The sequence below is a fragment of the Kouleothrix sp. 19917 genome, assembly GCF_057073505.1.
Genome location: NZ_CP097099.1, coordinates 4,719,318 through 4,734,011, shown reverse-complemented (window position 1 = coordinate 4,734,011; position 14,694 = coordinate 4,719,318). Strand labels below are relative to the sequence as shown.

Sequence of the window (14,694 nt, the reverse complement as noted above, 5' to 3'; positions counted from 1 at the left end):
GCAGCATGAGCGAATAAGCTCGCAGGTAGTCGACGTTTTAGAGCAAGAGAGTACTTTGACATATACTAGTGTAGATAGTAAAGGGGCTTTACGCCCCTGGTTTACTCGATATCGAGCGCGATATAGATTCGATATGCCGCTGGCACGTTTCAGCGAGCCAACTCACCGCCACCCCATCTAATAATTCTCCGGGCGGGTGTTTTTGCAGCTTTTGCAGTGTATTGCGATATTCATGTAGAGCTTTTTCTGCGCGCCCGGCCTGCCGGTATGCCTCAGCTAAGTGATACGAGACAATTGGCGCATCGCGATTCAGGTAGCGGGCGCGCTCGAGCTGCTGAATGGCGGCGAGCCACTGGCCCTGGCGGCTGGCAATCAGTCCCAGCAGCAGGTAGGCATCGTGGTGCAGCGCATCCATTTCAATCGCGCGCTGCACTTCGGCGCTCGCCAAATCGAGATCGCCACGGTCGGCGTGCACGCGCGCAATTAAAGTCAGTGCTTCGGGCACAATTGCCGAGCGCAAAGGAATATGGCGCAACACCTCCAGGGCTTCATCGTAGTGGCCGGCGTGCAGCAATTCAGAGCCGCGCGTCAGCAGCGCGCGATCACTGGCCGGCGTCATGTGGCCTGCCCGCCCGCCCGCGAGCGGCGCTGCTATGGGGGCGCGCTGTGCCGGCGGCTGAGCCAATGCGCCCGTTTTGTTGCGGCGCGCCTGGGGCGCGGGCGCTGGCCCCAAAGGCCGGGCCGATTGCGTGTGTCCTTTCGAATAAACGTATGCGCCAGCAACTTCTCGCGTCGAAAAATGTTCGAATACGTTCCAAAGTGTTTCCGAAAAACCCAGGAAAAGCAGCCCACCTGTGGGCAGGCACTCATAAAAGCGCGCAATCAGTGCCTGGCAGGTTTTGAGCTGAAAGTAGATCGTCACATTCTGGCAAAAGATGATATCTATTCCCTGCGTAATTGCCGGGAACGGCTCCAACAGGTTTAATTGTTCGAAACGCACCAGTGAGCGCACGGAATCGCCAACCGCATAATCGTTTGCGATCGGGGTAAAATAGCGATCAAGCTGTTCTGGCGTGATATTTTGAAGCGTTCGGCCGCGATACAGGCCAGCGCGTGCTTTCTGCAAGGCTGGTTCGCTCAGGTCGGTTGCGAGAATTTCTACCGGGCGGGGAAGCGGCTGGCCGAGTGTTTCTAATGCGGCAATTGCCAATGAATATGGTTCTTCGCCAGTGGCGCAGCCAGCGCTCCAGATGCGCAGTGGTGCGCCAGCGGGCTTGCGCGCATGAAGCTCGGGCAGAAGTTGCTGGCGCAATGCCTGAAAGTGCGGCCCGTTGCGGAAAAACATTGTCTCGTGATTGAGCACCAGTTCAGCGAGGCGCGCAAGTTCGGCCGCGCCTTGCGGCATGCCAATTCGCCGCTGGTAGGCCGCGAGCGTGTCGCCGGTGGCTGCCAGGCGCCGCGCCACCGACTGTTCAAGCAGGCGCTGCCGCGCGTGGTCGAGGAAAACGCCACTGTAGCGTGCCAGCGCATCGCGGAAGAACAGAAACACTTCAGGCGAAAACGCTGCCGCAGACTTGGGTGGCCCTGCGTCGGACGATTCACTTGGCTTGGCGTGGCGGTTCATAGGCTATCTCGCGCATCCAGCGCAACAGGTGCGCGCATCTGGCGGCTAACCACTTCAATCAGGCGCGCAGCGATGGCATGGGCGGGCAATACATCGCACGCTGCGCCAAGGTGAATTGCCGCGCGTGGCATGCCAAAAATCGTGCTGGTGGCTTCGTCCTGCGCAATGGTGTAGCCCCCGGCGCGCTTGATCGTGAGCATGCCGTATGCGCCATCGCGGCCCATGCCAGTGAGCAGCACGCCAATCGCCCGTGCGCCAAACATCTCGGCGGCGGCCTGCATCGAAATGTCGATCGAGGGGCGTTGCAGCAGCAGCGGGTTATCGCTCAGGTGCACTTTACGCTCGGCCGTGATCAGCAAGTCGGTTTGGTCGGGGGCGATCAGTGCAGTACAAGGCAGCAGTTCCTGGCCTTCCTGGGCTAGCCGCACCGGCAGCGAGCTGCTGTAGCTCAGCCATTCGGCCATGCCGCTGCTAAACCCGGCAGCAATATGCTGAACCACCAGGACAGTCGCCGGAAAATCCTTCGGCAAGGCGCTAATGATCTGGTTCACGATGCGCGGACCGCCAGTGCTGGCCCCAATAACCACCAGCGGGAAAGGTGGCAGTGGGCCGAGACGCGGCTGCGGCAGCACTGCTGGCATTTTTTCGGGCGGCAGGGGCGGCGGCACAACCGCAACGACCTCGCGCCGCGATTCTGGGTTGCTGCGGCGGCGCCCGCGCAGGTGCGTAACGACTTTGACGCGTGCAAGCACCTTGATGCGCTGAATAAGCATCTGGCCGGCTCGCGCCAGCTGGGCCTGATCGCGACCAGCTGGCTTTTCAAATACTTCAAGTGCGCCAGCGGCGAGCATTTTGAACGTAATATCAATGTCGTAGCGCTCAAGCGAAGAGGTGACGACAAGAATCGGCGTCGGGCTGTGCGCCATCAGGTATTCGGTCGCTTCAAGACCATCCATCACTGGCATGCGCACGTCCATGGTCACGATATCGGGCCGGAGTTCTTCGACCAGCGCGATGGCTTCGCGGCCATTGCGCGCTTTGCCAACGACCTTAAGCGCCGGGTCCTGCTCGAGCAGGCCAGCAATCACTTGCCGCATCAGCGCGGAGTCGTCAACAATAAGAATGCGAATTGATTCGCTCATGGGTGCCTGTTTCGAAATTGTCGTGCTAATGTGCCTGCGTGCCGGCTTTGAAGCGACGGTTAGCTATTGCCGAGGGTTCACCCCCGGCTTCGATATGGATGCCGAGCCGTACTCTGGCGCATGAACGCCAGGCCAACAACTCACTGCATTTCAAGAATATGCTTGACGCGATTGGGTAAATTGAGCAGGTCGATATCTTTGTTAAGATAATCGTCCACGCCAGCTTCAAAGGCGGCGTGCTTATCATCACTCGATGTTAACATGATTATACGCAATTCATCGAGGGCTGGATTGTCGCGCAGCCGGCGGCATACTTCATAGCCGTCGATACCTGGCATCTGCACATCCAGTACCATCAGATCAGGCATTTCTTCTGCTATTTTTTCGAGCGCTTCCTCGCCGCTGTGGGCCAGGCGCACGTCGTAGCCATACATGCTCAGCCGCATTTTCACAATATCGGTCACCAGCTTGCTATCATCAACGACAAGAATTTTTTCGGACATTGGATGCTCCAGTGGGTGAGGCGAAACAATTTTCGCCCCAGCGTGAAGGGTGGTTATGCAAGAAGCTGCTGGACTGTTTCAAGCAAGCTATTTTGGTTGAACTGGCTTTTTACAATATACGCCTGCGCGCCAACCTCGAGCCCACGCCGGCGATGCGCTTCAGAGGCGAGGCTGGTGACAATAATAACGGGCAGATCGGCTAAGCCCAGTTCAGTTCGAATCGTATTTGTGAGCAAAAATCCGTCGATACGCGGCATTTCAACATCGCTCACAACTAGATCGTAGGATTCGCCCCGCAGTTTGTCAAGGGCATCGAAGCCATCAATTGCGGTTGTTACCTGGTAGCCGGCCGATTGCAGGATCGAGCGAATTAGCTCGCGTGTGGTGAAGGAATCGTCGGCCACCAGCAGGTGCGCCTGGCGGCGCTGAGAAACGCGCTCGGCGGGCGGGGCGGTGAGTGTCATGCCACGCGCAGTGTGCAGCAATTCGCTCGGGTTGATGAGCAGGATCAGCCGACCATCGCCAAGCTGAATCGCGCCGCTGAAACGGCGCTGCTTTTCGAGCAGTGGCCCGAGCGGTTTCACCACAACTTCGCGCTCGTCGATCAGGCGGTCGACCAGCACCGCCAGCGGGCGCTGCGTGCCAACCAGCACAGCGGGCATGCGCTGCCGCGTGGGCAGCAGGCGTGCCCCACCAACATCGAGCAGATCGGCCAGGCGCAGCAGCGAGGCGAGCCGGCCATTGTGCGGCAGCATGGCGCGCCCTTCGACGGTTTGCAGGCGCTCGGCATAGACCCAGGTGCTGCCCTGGCAGCCCGAGGCGGGCAACGCAAACAGTTGCTCGCCAACTTCCACCAGCAGCACCCGCGTGGTCATCAGCGTGAGGGGGAGCGAGAGCGTGATCGTCGTGCCGTGCCCGGGTGATGATTCGATCTGTACCTGCCCGCCCAGCTCGATGATATTCGTTCGCACCACATCCATGCCCACGCCGCGTCCCGAAATATCGGTGATCATCTGGGCGGTGCTGAAGCCGGGCAGAAAGATCAGATCGAGTGCTTCCTGATCGGTCAGGGCGGCGGCCATCTCGGGGGCAAAAAGATTTTTCCGCACCGCTGCCTCGCGCATGCTCGCAGGCGACATGCCGCGCCCGTCGTCGTGCACGCGCACCTGGGCAAACGCGCCCATTGCCTGCGCGCTTACGCGGATTGTGCCTTTGCGCGGTTTGCCCTTCTGCTCGCGCAGATCGGGCACTTCAATGCCATGATCGACGGCATTGCGGATGAGGTGCAGCAGCGGGTCGTTCAGCGCCTCGATGATTTTGCGATCCAGCTCGGTGGTTTCACCCTCGAGCACAAGCTCGATTTCCTTGCTGGTTTCATGCGCAAGTTCGCGAACCGCGCGCGGCAGGGTGGCAAAAACCGTTGAAATTGGCAGCAGGCGCGCCGACATTACTTCCTGCTCAAGATCTTCGATGATTTGGTTGGTTTGGTTGACGTGCTGGCCAAATCGTTCGGTGTGCGCGCGAAGCAGGCGGGTTGCGCGCTCGCCCGTATTCAGCGCAGTGTTGAGATGTTTATCCAGCATTTCGCGCTGCAATGCTGAAAAGCGCAGCTGCTTCAGCTCGCGCTCCAGGCCAACGAGTGCCCGCTCTTGCTGCACAACAAGGTCGAGAATATCGTGCATCGTCTGGCTGTGCGAAACCTGAACCTGGCGGCCAACCGCGAGCTCGCCAGCAAGATTGAGCAGGCGATCAAGCCGGTCGACGCGCACGCGGATGGTCTGGCGTGCCGGGCCGCGCGCCGCGCGCGCAGCAGTGTTTGCTTCGGGCAGGGGCGGGCTTGGCGGGGTGTCGGCTGGGCGCGGTGCTGGCAGTTCTGTGGCGAGTTCAGCGCGGGTGCCACGGCCAAGCGTGCGCGCCATTTCTTCAGCGTCAATTTCTGAAGCGCGACCCTCGACGCCGGCATTCACAAGCTCAAGAATGGCGTCGCCGCCGCGCAGCAAGTCGTCGGCGAGGGTGCGATCAAGCTCGCGGCGCCCTTCGCGCACCGCGCCAAGAATATGCTCGCAGGTGTGCGCCAGACGCCCAGCCGCCTCGAAGCCCAGCAGGCGTGCCGAGCCTTTGATCGTGTGCATAGCGCGGAAGATCGCGTCGATATGCGCGCGGCGGGCTGGGTCGTCGGCGGCGAGCGGCTCAAGCGCCAGCAGGCCTTCGTTCAGCACGCGCACATTTTCGGCGGTTTCGTCGCGAAACTGGTTGTAGAATGACGTAAGATCCACGGCTATGTCATTCCATTATTGCCAGCAATCGCGCGCATGCGGCGGTCGATTGCGGCCATTTCGGCGTCTGTTGAGCTGTTGTGCGTCTCGTCGTATACCAGGCCGTGCAGGCGCTCGGCAATGGCCGTAAGCATCTGGGCCGATTCGGCCATTTGCCGCGAGCCTGCTGCCGTCTGGCGGGCCACGTCGGCGATTTCGCGCATGGTTTCAACCACCTGCTCGCTGGCGCTTTGCTGCTGCGCGGTTGCCAGGCTGATCTCGCCGCTGCTTTGCGCTGTGCGCTCGGCCACCATCACAATCGCGTTCATCACCTCGCCGGCGCTGTGCGCAAGCTCAACGCCCTGCTCGACTTCCTTGCCACCTTCTTCCGCCGCCAGCACCGCCGAGTTCGTGGCTTGCTGAATTTCGGCGATCACACCCTTCACTTCCTTGGCGGCGGCGAGCGCGCGATTCGCCAGGCTCTTGACTTCAGCAGCGACGACCGCGAAACGGCGGCCGTGCTCGCCCGCGCCTGCGGCTTCGATCGCGGCGTTGAGCGCCAGCAGATGCGTTTCGTCAGAAAGATCGTTGATCAGGTCGATGATTTCGCCAATTTGCTGCGAGCGCTCGCCCAGGTTCAGCACGCGCGATGAAACATCGCGCATGCGCCCGCGAATACGCTCCATTGCCTGAATGCTGTTGTCAACTGCGTCCTGGCCTTCGCTCAGGTTTTCGAGCGTTTGGCGCGATGCATCGGCAACCTGCTCGGCGGCAATTGCAATCTGGCGGGCGGTCGATCCTAATTCTTCGATGGTGGTGCTGACCTGCGACACCGCGCTGGCTTGCTCGGTTGCGCCACTGGCCTGCTGGTGCGATGCGGCAAGAAGTTCGGCGGCGGCGGTGGAAAGCTCGCTGCCAAGCTCGATTTGCTGAATATTCTTTTCGAGCAGTTTCTGGTTTGATTGAAACAACGCATCGGCCTGCGCGCCGGCCTGATCGGCAAAATGCGCGGTGCTGCTGGCCCACACCATCGCAAGGTAGGCCATCAGCGCGCCGATCGACGCAAAGGCCACCAGCTCCAGTATGTCGTTGCTCAGCCCGCGCAACTCGATCATGGGGGTGAGGATGTTCAAGCCCTGAAGCACCACAATCGTGCCATAGCACAGCACCGAAACAGCAAACAGGCGAAGGCTGTCGCGGCCGCGCCCAAACAGCCCGCCGGCAGTGATTGGCACAAAATAAAAGAGCGCAAGCGGGCTGGATGCGCCACCAACAAGGTATACGGCGATGGTAATAAATGCAACAGCGGAGTAGAGAAACACAACGGTTGCCAGCTGATACATGTTCTGGCGAAGCAGCCAGAGCGTTGCTATGGTGAATGCGGCGTCCAGCACGAGCAGAAAGATCACAACACCATTCAATAGTGGCGCGGGCAGGGCGCTGAACACATTGAGCAGCAATAGCATCAGGCTGCCTACGGCTGCGGCCGCACCCAGGCTGATAGCGCTGCGCCCAAGCAACTGGCTGCGCTCGTGCTCACTATTTGAGCTGCTTGCGATGGTGCGCGCAAGGCGATTTGAATTAGAACCCTGAGACATATGGCGTACTACCTTTGGTATCGGCGGCTGACGGCGGGGAATGCACTGCGCTGCGGGCAATGGCAAGAATGTCGAGAAGAACGATAAGCTGTTCGCTCTGGCGCAGAACGCCAATGGCCCAGGGCTGCTGCAAGTGCTCGCTCAGCAAGAGCGGCAGCGGCTCGGCAGCCTCGGCATCGACAAACGTGTCGACGGTGTCGACCAGAAACGCGACATAGCGGCGGCGAATCGAAACAACCAGGGCATGGCGTCGCCGCTTGGTGCTCTGGTCGGCTGGGTCGAGCAGCGGGCCAAGTTCCACGTCGAGGCAGGGGCGGTCGAAGGCACCGGGGGCGCGCAGCTGCGCCAGATCGGCGATCAGGCGCATGGAAGCAATATCACGACGGCGCACGGCGTAGTGGCGGCAGGCGGTTTGAATTATCAGCAGCGGATCGGCCGTCATAGTATCTCAAGCGCGCACGCTGGCGATGAGCTCTGCAAGATCGAGCAAAGGGACAAGCTGTTCGCCGGCGTGAACGAGGCCGCGCAGAAAGCGCGCGCGAGCGGGATCGAGCGCGACTGGCAGCGGCTCAATCGTTTCAAGGTCGATCGCGGCGAGATCGTGCACCGCTTCGACAAGTAAAGCCAGATCGATATCGTTGTGCGCAATAATCACCAGGCGGGTAGCGCGGCTCACGGGCGGCGCTGCCAGGCCAAGCAGTGGGTAGGCGTTTACAATCGGCAGGATCTGGCCGCGCTGGCTGAGAATACCTGGCAGGATTGGCGGCGCACCCGGCACCGGCGTGTACTCACGGTAGCGAATAACTTCACGCACGCTGCTCGACGGGAGGGCGTATGTTTCGCCGCCCAGCGAGATCAGCAGCGTGTCGAGGGGCGCGGCGGGCGGCAGGTGTGTTGCGCTCGTCGTCAAGGTAGATCTACCTCTTCAGACAGCCGGAAACGTTACTGGCAGGATACTACGGAAACAATGGCAAGGTCAAGCCTAACAGTGGTACTGGGGTATTCAATTCAGCAGTACTCAACGACACAGGCTCGGGAAGCGCGTTTTATTTTTGCAGCGCCGGCAGATTTGACGTTCAGGAAACGATCTTCTATCATGCAGGGCGCGAAGCAGCAGGGAACAGGCTTACCATGCGAATTGCGATTACTGGCGCAAACGGCCAGCTTGGGCAGGCGCTTCAGCGCCAGCTCGGCCCGGCGCACGATCTTGTTGCGCTCGGCCACGCCGAGCTGGAACTCGGTTCCCCAACCTGTGTGGCGCAGCTTGTCGCTACCGGCGCCGACCTGGTGATACACCCCGCCGCCTATACCAATGTGGATGGATGCGCGCGCGACCCCGAGCTGGCCTTTCGGGTGAATGGCCTGGGCACGCAGTATGTCGCGCTGGCCTGCCGCGAACTGGGCGCGCCACTCGTGTATATCAGCACTAACGAGGTGTTCGACGGGGCAGGAACAAGCCCGTACTTCGAGTATGATCGCGCCGCGCCGATTAATGCCTACGGGCGCTCGAAGTGGGCCGGCGAGCAGGCCGTGCGCGAGCTGCTGGATCGCTTCTACATTGTGCGGGTGGCGTGGCTGTTTGGCGGCGAGCGCAATTTTGTGCGCACCATTCTGCGCATGGCCGCCGAGCGCGAGCGGCTGGCGCTGGTTGCGGATGAAGTGGGCAGCCCGACCTACGCGCCCGATGTGGCGGCTGGCATCGCCCAGCTAATCGAAACGCCTTTCTACGGCACCTATCATCTGGTCAACAGCGGGCATTGCTCGCGCTACGAGTTTGCCGCCGAAATTGTGCGCCAGGCCGGCTTCCGCACCGCGCTCGACCCGATTGGGCTGGCCGACTACAAGCGCGACAGCGTGGTGCCGCCATTCACCCCGCTGGCGAACCTGGCTGCGGCGGCGCTGGGTATTCAGCTGCGGCCCTGGCAGGCAGCGCTGGCCGAAAATATTGCAGGCATTCAGCAGGGCGCGCTTTCGAGCCCAAGCACATCATGATCGACATCATTATCCCAAACTATAATGGGGCCGCGTTTCTGCCCACCTGTCTGGAGGCATTGCGCCGCCAGACGCGCCGCGATTTCTGCGTGGTGGTGGTCGACGACGGCTCGACCGACGATTCGTGTGAGCTGCTGCGCCGCCACTACCCCGAGGTGCAGGTGATTGCGCTGCAGCAGAACCGTGGGCTGGCCGTGGCGGTCAACGCCGCGTTTGACGCGACCGGTGGCGAATATGTGGTGCTGCTGAACAACGACACCGAAGTGCAGCCGCGCTGGCTCGAGCAGCTTGTGGGCGCGCTGGATCGCTACCCCGAATACGCCTTTGCCGCCAGCAAGCTCATGCTGTTCGACCGGCGCGAGTTCATTCACTCGGCGGGCGATTTTTACCGCACCGATGGCGTGCCGGGCAACCGGGGCGTGTGGCAGCACGACGCGCCACAGTTTTCGGTGATGCAGGAAGTGTTTGGCCCGTGCGCTGGCGCGGCTGCCTACCGCCGCGAGGCGCTTGAGGCGCTGAGCGAGCGCGGCAAAGTGCTCGACGAAGACCTGGTGATGTACTGCGAAGATGTTGACCTGAACCTGCGCGCGCGGCTGCGTGGCTTGCGAACCGTGTTTGTGCCACAGGCGGTGGTGTATCATCGTTTGAGCGCAACCGGCGGCGGCAAGCTGGCCAGCTACTACTGTGGGCGCAACTTCATTCTGGTGTGGGCGAAGAACATGCCCGGCGCGCTGATCCGCCGCAATTGGCCGCGCTTTCTTCTGGCGCAGCTGCGCTTCACCGCTGCGGCGCTGCTGCATGTACGTGAAGAAGCTGCGCGCGCGCGGCTGCGCGGCCAGCTGGCCGGCATTGTTGCCCTGCCGCTCTTTCTGCGCAAGCGCCTGAACCGTTTTGCGCACGCTGCGACGCCGGAGCTGGCGTCGACCTTAACCTCGTAAGGAGCCCGCCGTGAGTTTCCGCTCTGAACCGCTGTTCTTGTCGGTGGTTGTGCCGGCCTATAATGAAGAGCTGCGTCTGCCCGACACACTGGCCCAGATTCTTGGCTACCTTGAGCAGCAGCAATTCGCGTTCGAGGTTATTGTGGCCGACGACGGCAGCACCGACAGCACAGCGGCAATTGTGAATACGATGGCGGCCCAGCACCCTGGCCTGCGCCTGCTCTCACTCGATCATCGTGGGAAGGGCTTTGCTGTGCGGGCGGGCGCGCTCGACGCGAGCGGCGAGTATGTGCTGCTGTGCGATGCCGACCTGGCCGTGCCGATTGAGGAGTGGGAAACGCTCTATGGCTGGCTCAGCCAGGGCTACGAAGTGGCAATTGGCTCGCGCGAGGGGTTAGGCGCGCACCGTCTGGGCGAGCCGTGGTATCGCCACCTGATGGGGCGCGTGTTCAACCTGATCGTGCAGGCGGTGGCGGTCGGCGGCATTCAGGATACTCAATGTGGCTTCAAAGCCCTGCGCGGCGACGTGGCGCACGACCTGTTTCAGCGCGCGCAGGTGTATGGCGAACATGCGCCCACCGTGCAGGGCGCGGCCGTCACGGCTTATGATGTCGAGCTGCTGTTTCTGGCGCGGCGGCGCGGCTTCCGCATTGCCGAAGTGCCGGTGATGTGGCGCTACGGCACGGAAACCAAAGTCAGCCCGCTGCGCGACTCGTGGCGCAATTTGCGCGATGTGCTTACCGTGCGCTGGTATGCGCTGCGCGGCCGCTATCACGGCCTGAACACGCCCCTGCCAATGGCGGTGGAGAAAAGCGCCCAGCGCGGCGGGTGAGAGGAGAATCGATGACTGATCAGCAACCTTCGCAGGAAGAATGGCGCGCGCTCTACCAGGCTGCGCAAGCATTTAAGGCCGCCGCGCCGTGGCAGTGGATGTACGATTCCGACATGTTTGGCGTGCAGAACCCGGAAGATGGCGAAATTGGCTACTGCTGCGTGATGGGCAACCTGGGCGAGCATTTTGCGCTGGGTGTGTATAAAGGCAGCCTGGGCCTGGCGGGCTACATGGCGCTGCAAACCGGCGCGTTTGGCGACGAGCCCGACCCAATGGCGGCAATCTTCTCGCAATCGTGCCTGATGGCGTCGTTTGAAGATCGCGAGTTCCTTAGCAAGCAGGATCTTGCGGTGATCAAGTCGCTGGGCCTGAAGTTTCGTGGGCGTAACGCCTGGACACAATTCCGCGACCACGCGCCCGGCTATTTCCCCTGGTACCTTACCGCAGCCCAGGCGCGCTTTCTGACGCTTGCCCTGCAGCAGGCCGTGCTGGTGGCGCAGCGCTTCGACGAAGATGCCGACTTGTTTGATCCGCCGACCGAAGGCAAGTTCTTTGTGCGCGTGCCCGAGCCGAGCGGCGATGGCCTGGTCTGGCACGATGCCTGGCTTGCGCCAGCCGAACCGAAGCAGCCGGAAGCCACACTCCCCGAACCCGATCTGGGCCGTGCAAAGCAGCTCAAGGCCCTGAAAAGCAGCCGCTCGGTGTGGGAAGCGGGTGTCGTGCCAGCCCCCACCCCCGTTCAGGAAGAACGCGACCAGCGCCCCTATTTCCCGCTCATGTCACTGTGGGTCGAGCATCGCAGCGGCATGGTGCTTGGCACACACCTTTCGAGCCCCGATCAGTATCGCGCTGATTTTCAAAATCAGTTTTTGGCCTTGGTTGAGCAGGTCGGCGTGCGCCCCAAGGAAGTGCGCGTTGGCGCCCCGCCGCCAATGCTGCTGCTCGCGCCGCTCGCCGATGTGTTAGGCGTGCGCCTCAAACAAGCCGACGAACTGCCCATGCTGGAAGAGGCATATGCCAGCCTGGTAGAGCATTTTGGTGGTTTTGAAGAAGAAGCCTGATCGGTTGCGAGCGCCCAGCCAGCAATACGTGCCGCCGCCAGGCCGGTGCAGAACCCCGCATGCTTATGCCAAATACGGATGATTACTTCTGTATTGTCATGCTGAGCGTAGCGAAGCATCTCTTGGCGCTGTTAAGCTGCTCGCCCTCAACCAACACTATCCCAATATGCCATAAACGCAAACCGAGAAGATACAGCGCCGCCCACACGAATTGATCGGGTGGGCGGCGCTGTATGCCAGAAGCGATGAGGCGCGAAGGCCGGCTATTGATTCTGCACCAGGCGCGCGCGCTCTTCGGGTGTGATCGGCTGGAACTGGCCTTCCTTGTTCAGGTAGACGATCTCCTCGTTCTTGACGTTCACAATCAGGTCCTGCGAGCCGTCGCGATTCAAATCCTGGAAGCGCAGCAGCACGGGCGTCTTGTCTTCGCCTGCGCCGAACAGGTAGGGGCCGGTGAGCGTGCGGATTTTGCTGGCATCGCCGCCCGGGATCTCGATCACCATCACCTGCCGGTTGAGGTTCATCGCGATAAAGTGCGAGGGCGTGCCTGCGCCGTCGTCGTGGCCCACCACTGCGTCGACCTGGTAGGTGCGCGTGGCGCCATAGCGGAAATCATCGACCTTGCTCTGCCCCCAGCTCATGACATTGCCCATGATCGCATAGATGGCGAGCAGGGCCAGCACGGCGGTGACGATATAGGCGAGCGTGTGGAACGAAATCGGCGGAACAGTGATCGACGCGCGCGGTGCGGCTGACCCGGTTCGAGTGGTGGTGTTGCGCATTTCTTGACTACGTACTGCCATTGCTGGGGCCTCCTTTGCCAGCTCCTATGCGATCCTGAGCAACCCGTCTGCCACCCGAACTGCTTGGCGTCAATCGCGGTTGTGTAAAACGTATGTTCTAATATCGGGTTGCGTGCAGTATATCAGAACATGTGTTTCACGTCAAGCTGAAATTTTGACGAATCCTGAACCAATTTGGCGCAGCACGCGAATCAGGCTTGGATCGGCGGCGGGGGATAGAGGCGCAATTTTCTGCTACTATGCGGGCAGTTTCGGGCTTCAGGTCGCTTCACGATGCCGGCGGCAATGCCTGCATTCGCGACCCTGCTTCGTACTACAGCTTCATGGAGCATTGTTTACCGCGCATGCGCGCGCCCGGCGGGCTGGGCCAATAGAATGATTTACACTTTGTGCGCCGAAGCACCCAGGCAAAGGAGCAAACTCTGTGGCGATTGTGAGTGAATCGAGCGCTGCTGTGCAGCCGCGCAGCCCGGCGCTCCGCCGCGCTGTGGTAAGGCTGGCGCTGCCTGCGGTGGGCGAGCAGATGCTGAACACGCTGGTGGGCTTGTCCGATACCTTTCTGGTCGGGCACCTCAACGCGCAGGCGAGCGCGCAGCTTGGCTATTCCAGCGCCGAGGCGTTAGCTGGCGTGGGCCTGGCCAGCCAGCTAATCTGGCTGATCACGGTGTGCTTTATGGCGGTGAGTGTCGGCTGCACGGCCATGATTGCGCGGGCGCGCGGCGCGGGCGACGACGCGCTGGCGAACCGGGTGCTGCGCCAGTCGCTGCTGGGCGGGCTGGCAATGGGCGTGCTGGCAACGCTGATTGGCGTGGGGCTGGCCCGGCCAATGCTGCAGGCGCTTGGCCCCGACGCGGGCGTGCTTGCGCGCGGCGTGCTGTTTTTGCAGATCGCGTCGAGTACATTTGCGCCGGCTGCGCTGCTGTTTATTGGCACGGCCGCGCTGCGTGGCGTGGGCGATACTCGCACGCCGCTGGTGGTGATGCTGGGCGTGAATGTCGTGAATATCGCGCTTTCGTGGCTGCTGATCAATGGCAACATGGGCGCGCCGGTGCTTGGTGTTGCGGGCTCGGCAATTGGCGCAGCGGTGGCGCGCGGCGGCGGCGGGCTGGTGCTGGTGGCTGTGCTGCTGCGCGGGCGCTCGGGGCTGCGGCTCGTGCCCGACATGCGCCCCGACTGGTCGCTGCTGAAGCGGCTGGCGCGTATTGGTGGGCCGAGTGGCGCCGAGCAATTGGTGTTTCAGGGCGCGCTGCTGATCTTTGTGAGCTTTGTGACTCAGCTTGGCACGGCCGCCTATGCCGCACACAATGTCGTGATCAGCATCGAGTCGCTGTCGTTCCTGCCCGGCCTGGGCTACGCCATTGCGGCCTCGGCGCTGGTGGGGCAGTATCTTGGCGCGGGCGAGCCCGACCTGGCGGAGGCGAGCACCTACGAGGCGCTGCGCCAGTGCGCCCTGCTGATGAGCCTGCTGGGAATGGGCATGATGCTGCTGCCGCATCAGCTGATTGCGCTGTTCGTGGCCGACCCGCAGGTGGCCGACGTGGGCGCGGGCGCGATGCGAATTGCCGGGGCCATGCAGCCCTTTCTGGCGCTGAGTTTTGTGGTGTCGGGCGGGCTGCGCGGCGCGGGCGACACGCGCTGGCCGCTGTACTCCAAGCTGGTGAGTACCTGGGGTGTGCGTCTGCCGCTCGTGCTGGCGCTGCTGGCGCTCGGCTGGGGCCTGAACGGCGTGTGGGTGGCGATGGGCAGCGATTTCGCGGTGCAGGCGCTGCTGGCGCTGTGGCAGTTTCGGCGTGGGCGCTGGAAGACGCTGGCGGTGTAGCCGACGACCGACGACCGACGACTGACGACCGCCTTTTTACCGCAAAGAGCGCAAAGGGCGCGAAGGGGTTGTGAGGTTTGCAGGTTTCAGGTCTCGGTTCTCGGTCTGGGCGTGTAGCAATACGCCC

13 protein-coding genes are annotated in these 14,694 nt (G+C 62.0%); 5 read left to right on the top strand and 8 right to left on the bottom strand.

What is annotated here, in order from left to right; genetic code table 11:
• Positions 1-88 precede the first annotated feature (88 nt).
• From M1P90_RS19240 to M1P90_RS19210, 7 genes are all read right to left on the bottom strand, one after another.
• Complete coding sequence (locus M1P90_RS19240; RefSeq protein WP_483696912.1) at positions 89-1,624, bottom strand: CheR family methyltransferase; 1,536 nt, start codon at positions 1,622-1,624, stop codon at positions 89-91.
• Positions 1,621-2,766 carry a chemotaxis-specific protein-glutamate methyltransferase CheB gene (gene cheB, locus M1P90_RS19235; RefSeq protein WP_483696911.1) on the bottom strand — a complete coding sequence of 382 codons (1,146 nt, stop codon included), beginning with the start codon at positions 2,764-2,766 and terminating at the stop codon, positions 1,621-1,623. Before cheB ends, M1P90_RS19240 begins: the two co-directional genes overlap by 4 nt.
• 140 nt (positions 2,767-2,906) lie before the next feature.
• Positions 2,907-3,269: a response regulator gene (locus tag M1P90_RS19230; protein ID WP_483696910.1), complete on the bottom strand. Its 363-nt coding sequence runs from the start codon at positions 3,267-3,269 to the stop codon at positions 2,907-2,909.
• A gap of 53 nt (positions 3,270-3,322) precedes the next feature.
• On the bottom strand, positions 3,323-5,545 hold the full coding sequence (locus tag M1P90_RS19225) for a hybrid sensor histidine kinase/response regulator (RefSeq protein ID WP_483696909.1): 2,223 nt from the start codon (positions 5,543-5,545) through the stop codon (positions 3,323-3,325).
• Positions 5,546-5,547: 2 nt separating this feature from the next.
• Positions 5,548-7,122, bottom strand: coding sequence for a methyl-accepting chemotaxis protein (locus M1P90_RS19220; protein ID WP_483696908.1), 1,575 nt, complete (start codon positions 7,120-7,122; stop codon positions 5,548-5,550).
• Positions 7,106-7,564, bottom strand: coding sequence for a chemotaxis protein CheW (locus M1P90_RS19215; protein WP_483696907.1), 459 nt, complete (start codon positions 7,562-7,564; stop codon positions 7,106-7,108). Before M1P90_RS19215 ends, M1P90_RS19220 begins: the two co-directional genes overlap by 17 nt.
• A gap of 6 nt (positions 7,565-7,570) precedes the next feature.
• Entirely contained in the window at positions 7,571-8,032 is a 462-nt protein-coding gene (locus M1P90_RS19210; RefSeq protein WP_483696906.1) for a chemotaxis protein CheW, read from the bottom strand.
• Between the two features lie 221 nt (positions 8,033-8,253).
• Between M1P90_RS19210 and rfbD the strand changes: the two genes are divergently transcribed.
• From rfbD to M1P90_RS19190, 4 genes are read left to right on the top strand one after another with little or no spacing between them, the layout of a single operon-like run.
• Entirely contained in the window at positions 8,254-9,114 is an 861-nt protein-coding gene (gene rfbD / locus M1P90_RS19205; RefSeq protein WP_483696905.1) for a dTDP-4-dehydrorhamnose reductase, read from the top strand.
• Positions 9,111-10,052 carry a glycosyltransferase family 2 protein gene (locus tag M1P90_RS19200; protein ID WP_483696904.1) on the top strand — a complete coding sequence of 314 codons (942 nt, stop codon included), beginning with the start codon at positions 9,111-9,113 and terminating at the stop codon, positions 10,050-10,052. Before rfbD ends, M1P90_RS19200 begins: the two co-directional genes overlap by 4 nt.
• A 10-nt stretch (positions 10,053-10,062) precedes the next feature.
• Positions 10,063-10,884, top strand: a complete 822-nt coding sequence (locus tag M1P90_RS19195) for a dolichyl-phosphate beta-glucosyltransferase (RefSeq protein WP_483696903.1) — start codon at positions 10,063-10,065, stop codon at positions 10,882-10,884.
• An 11-nt stretch (positions 10,885-10,895) separates the two neighbouring features.
• A complete protein-coding gene (locus M1P90_RS19190) occupies positions 10,896-11,945 on the top strand; it encodes a DUF7309 domain-containing protein (protein ID WP_483696902.1) in 1,050 nt (349 codons plus the stop codon).
• Positions 11,946-12,208: 263 nt separating this feature from the next.
• On the opposite strand, the gene M1P90_RS19185 is transcribed toward M1P90_RS19190, so the two are convergent.
• Positions 12,209-12,748 (bottom strand): hypothetical protein, encoded by a 540-nt coding sequence (locus M1P90_RS19185; RefSeq protein ID WP_483696901.1) that lies wholly within the window; start codon positions 12,746-12,748, stop codon positions 12,209-12,211.
• 424 nt (positions 12,749-13,172) lie between these two features.
• Here M1P90_RS19185 and M1P90_RS19180 point away from each other — a divergent pair, with 424 nt between their 5' ends.
• A complete protein-coding gene (locus tag M1P90_RS19180; protein WP_483696900.1) occupies positions 13,173-14,567 on the top strand; it encodes an MATE family efflux transporter in 1,395 nt (464 codons plus the stop codon).
• Positions 14,568-14,694 lie beyond the last annotated feature (127 nt).

Coding starts and splice junctions, on each gene's coding strand:
- M1P90_RS19240 (WP_483696912.1), bottom strand. CDS start 1,624: ATGAACCGCCACGCCAAGCCAAGTGAATCGTCCGACGCAGGGCCACCC.
- cheB (WP_483696911.1), bottom strand. CDS start 2,766: ATGAGCGAATCAATTCGCATTCTTATTGTTGACGACTCCGCGCTGATG.
- M1P90_RS19230 (WP_483696910.1), bottom strand. CDS start 3,269: ATGTCCGAAAAAATTCTTGTCGTTGATGATAGCAAGCTGGTGACCGAT.
- M1P90_RS19220 (WP_483696908.1), bottom strand. CDS start 7,122: ATGTCTCAGGGTTCTAATTCAAATCGCCTTGCGCGCACCATCGCAAGC.
- M1P90_RS19215 (WP_483696907.1), bottom strand. CDS start 7,564: ATGACGGCCGATCCGCTGCTGATAATTCAAACCGCCTGCCGCCACTAC.
- rfbD (WP_483696905.1), top strand. CDS start 8,254: ATGCGAATTGCGATTACTGGCGCAAACGGCCAGCTTGGGCAGGCGCTT.
- M1P90_RS19200 (WP_483696904.1), top strand. CDS start 9,111: ATGATCGACATCATTATCCCAAACTATAATGGGGCCGCGTTTCTGCCC.
- M1P90_RS19190 (WP_483696902.1), top strand. CDS start 10,896: ATGACTGATCAGCAACCTTCGCAGGAAGAATGGCGCGCGCTCTACCAG.
- M1P90_RS19185 (WP_483696901.1), bottom strand. CDS start 12,748: ATGGCAGTACGTAGTCAAGAAATGCGCAACACCACCACTCGAACCGGG.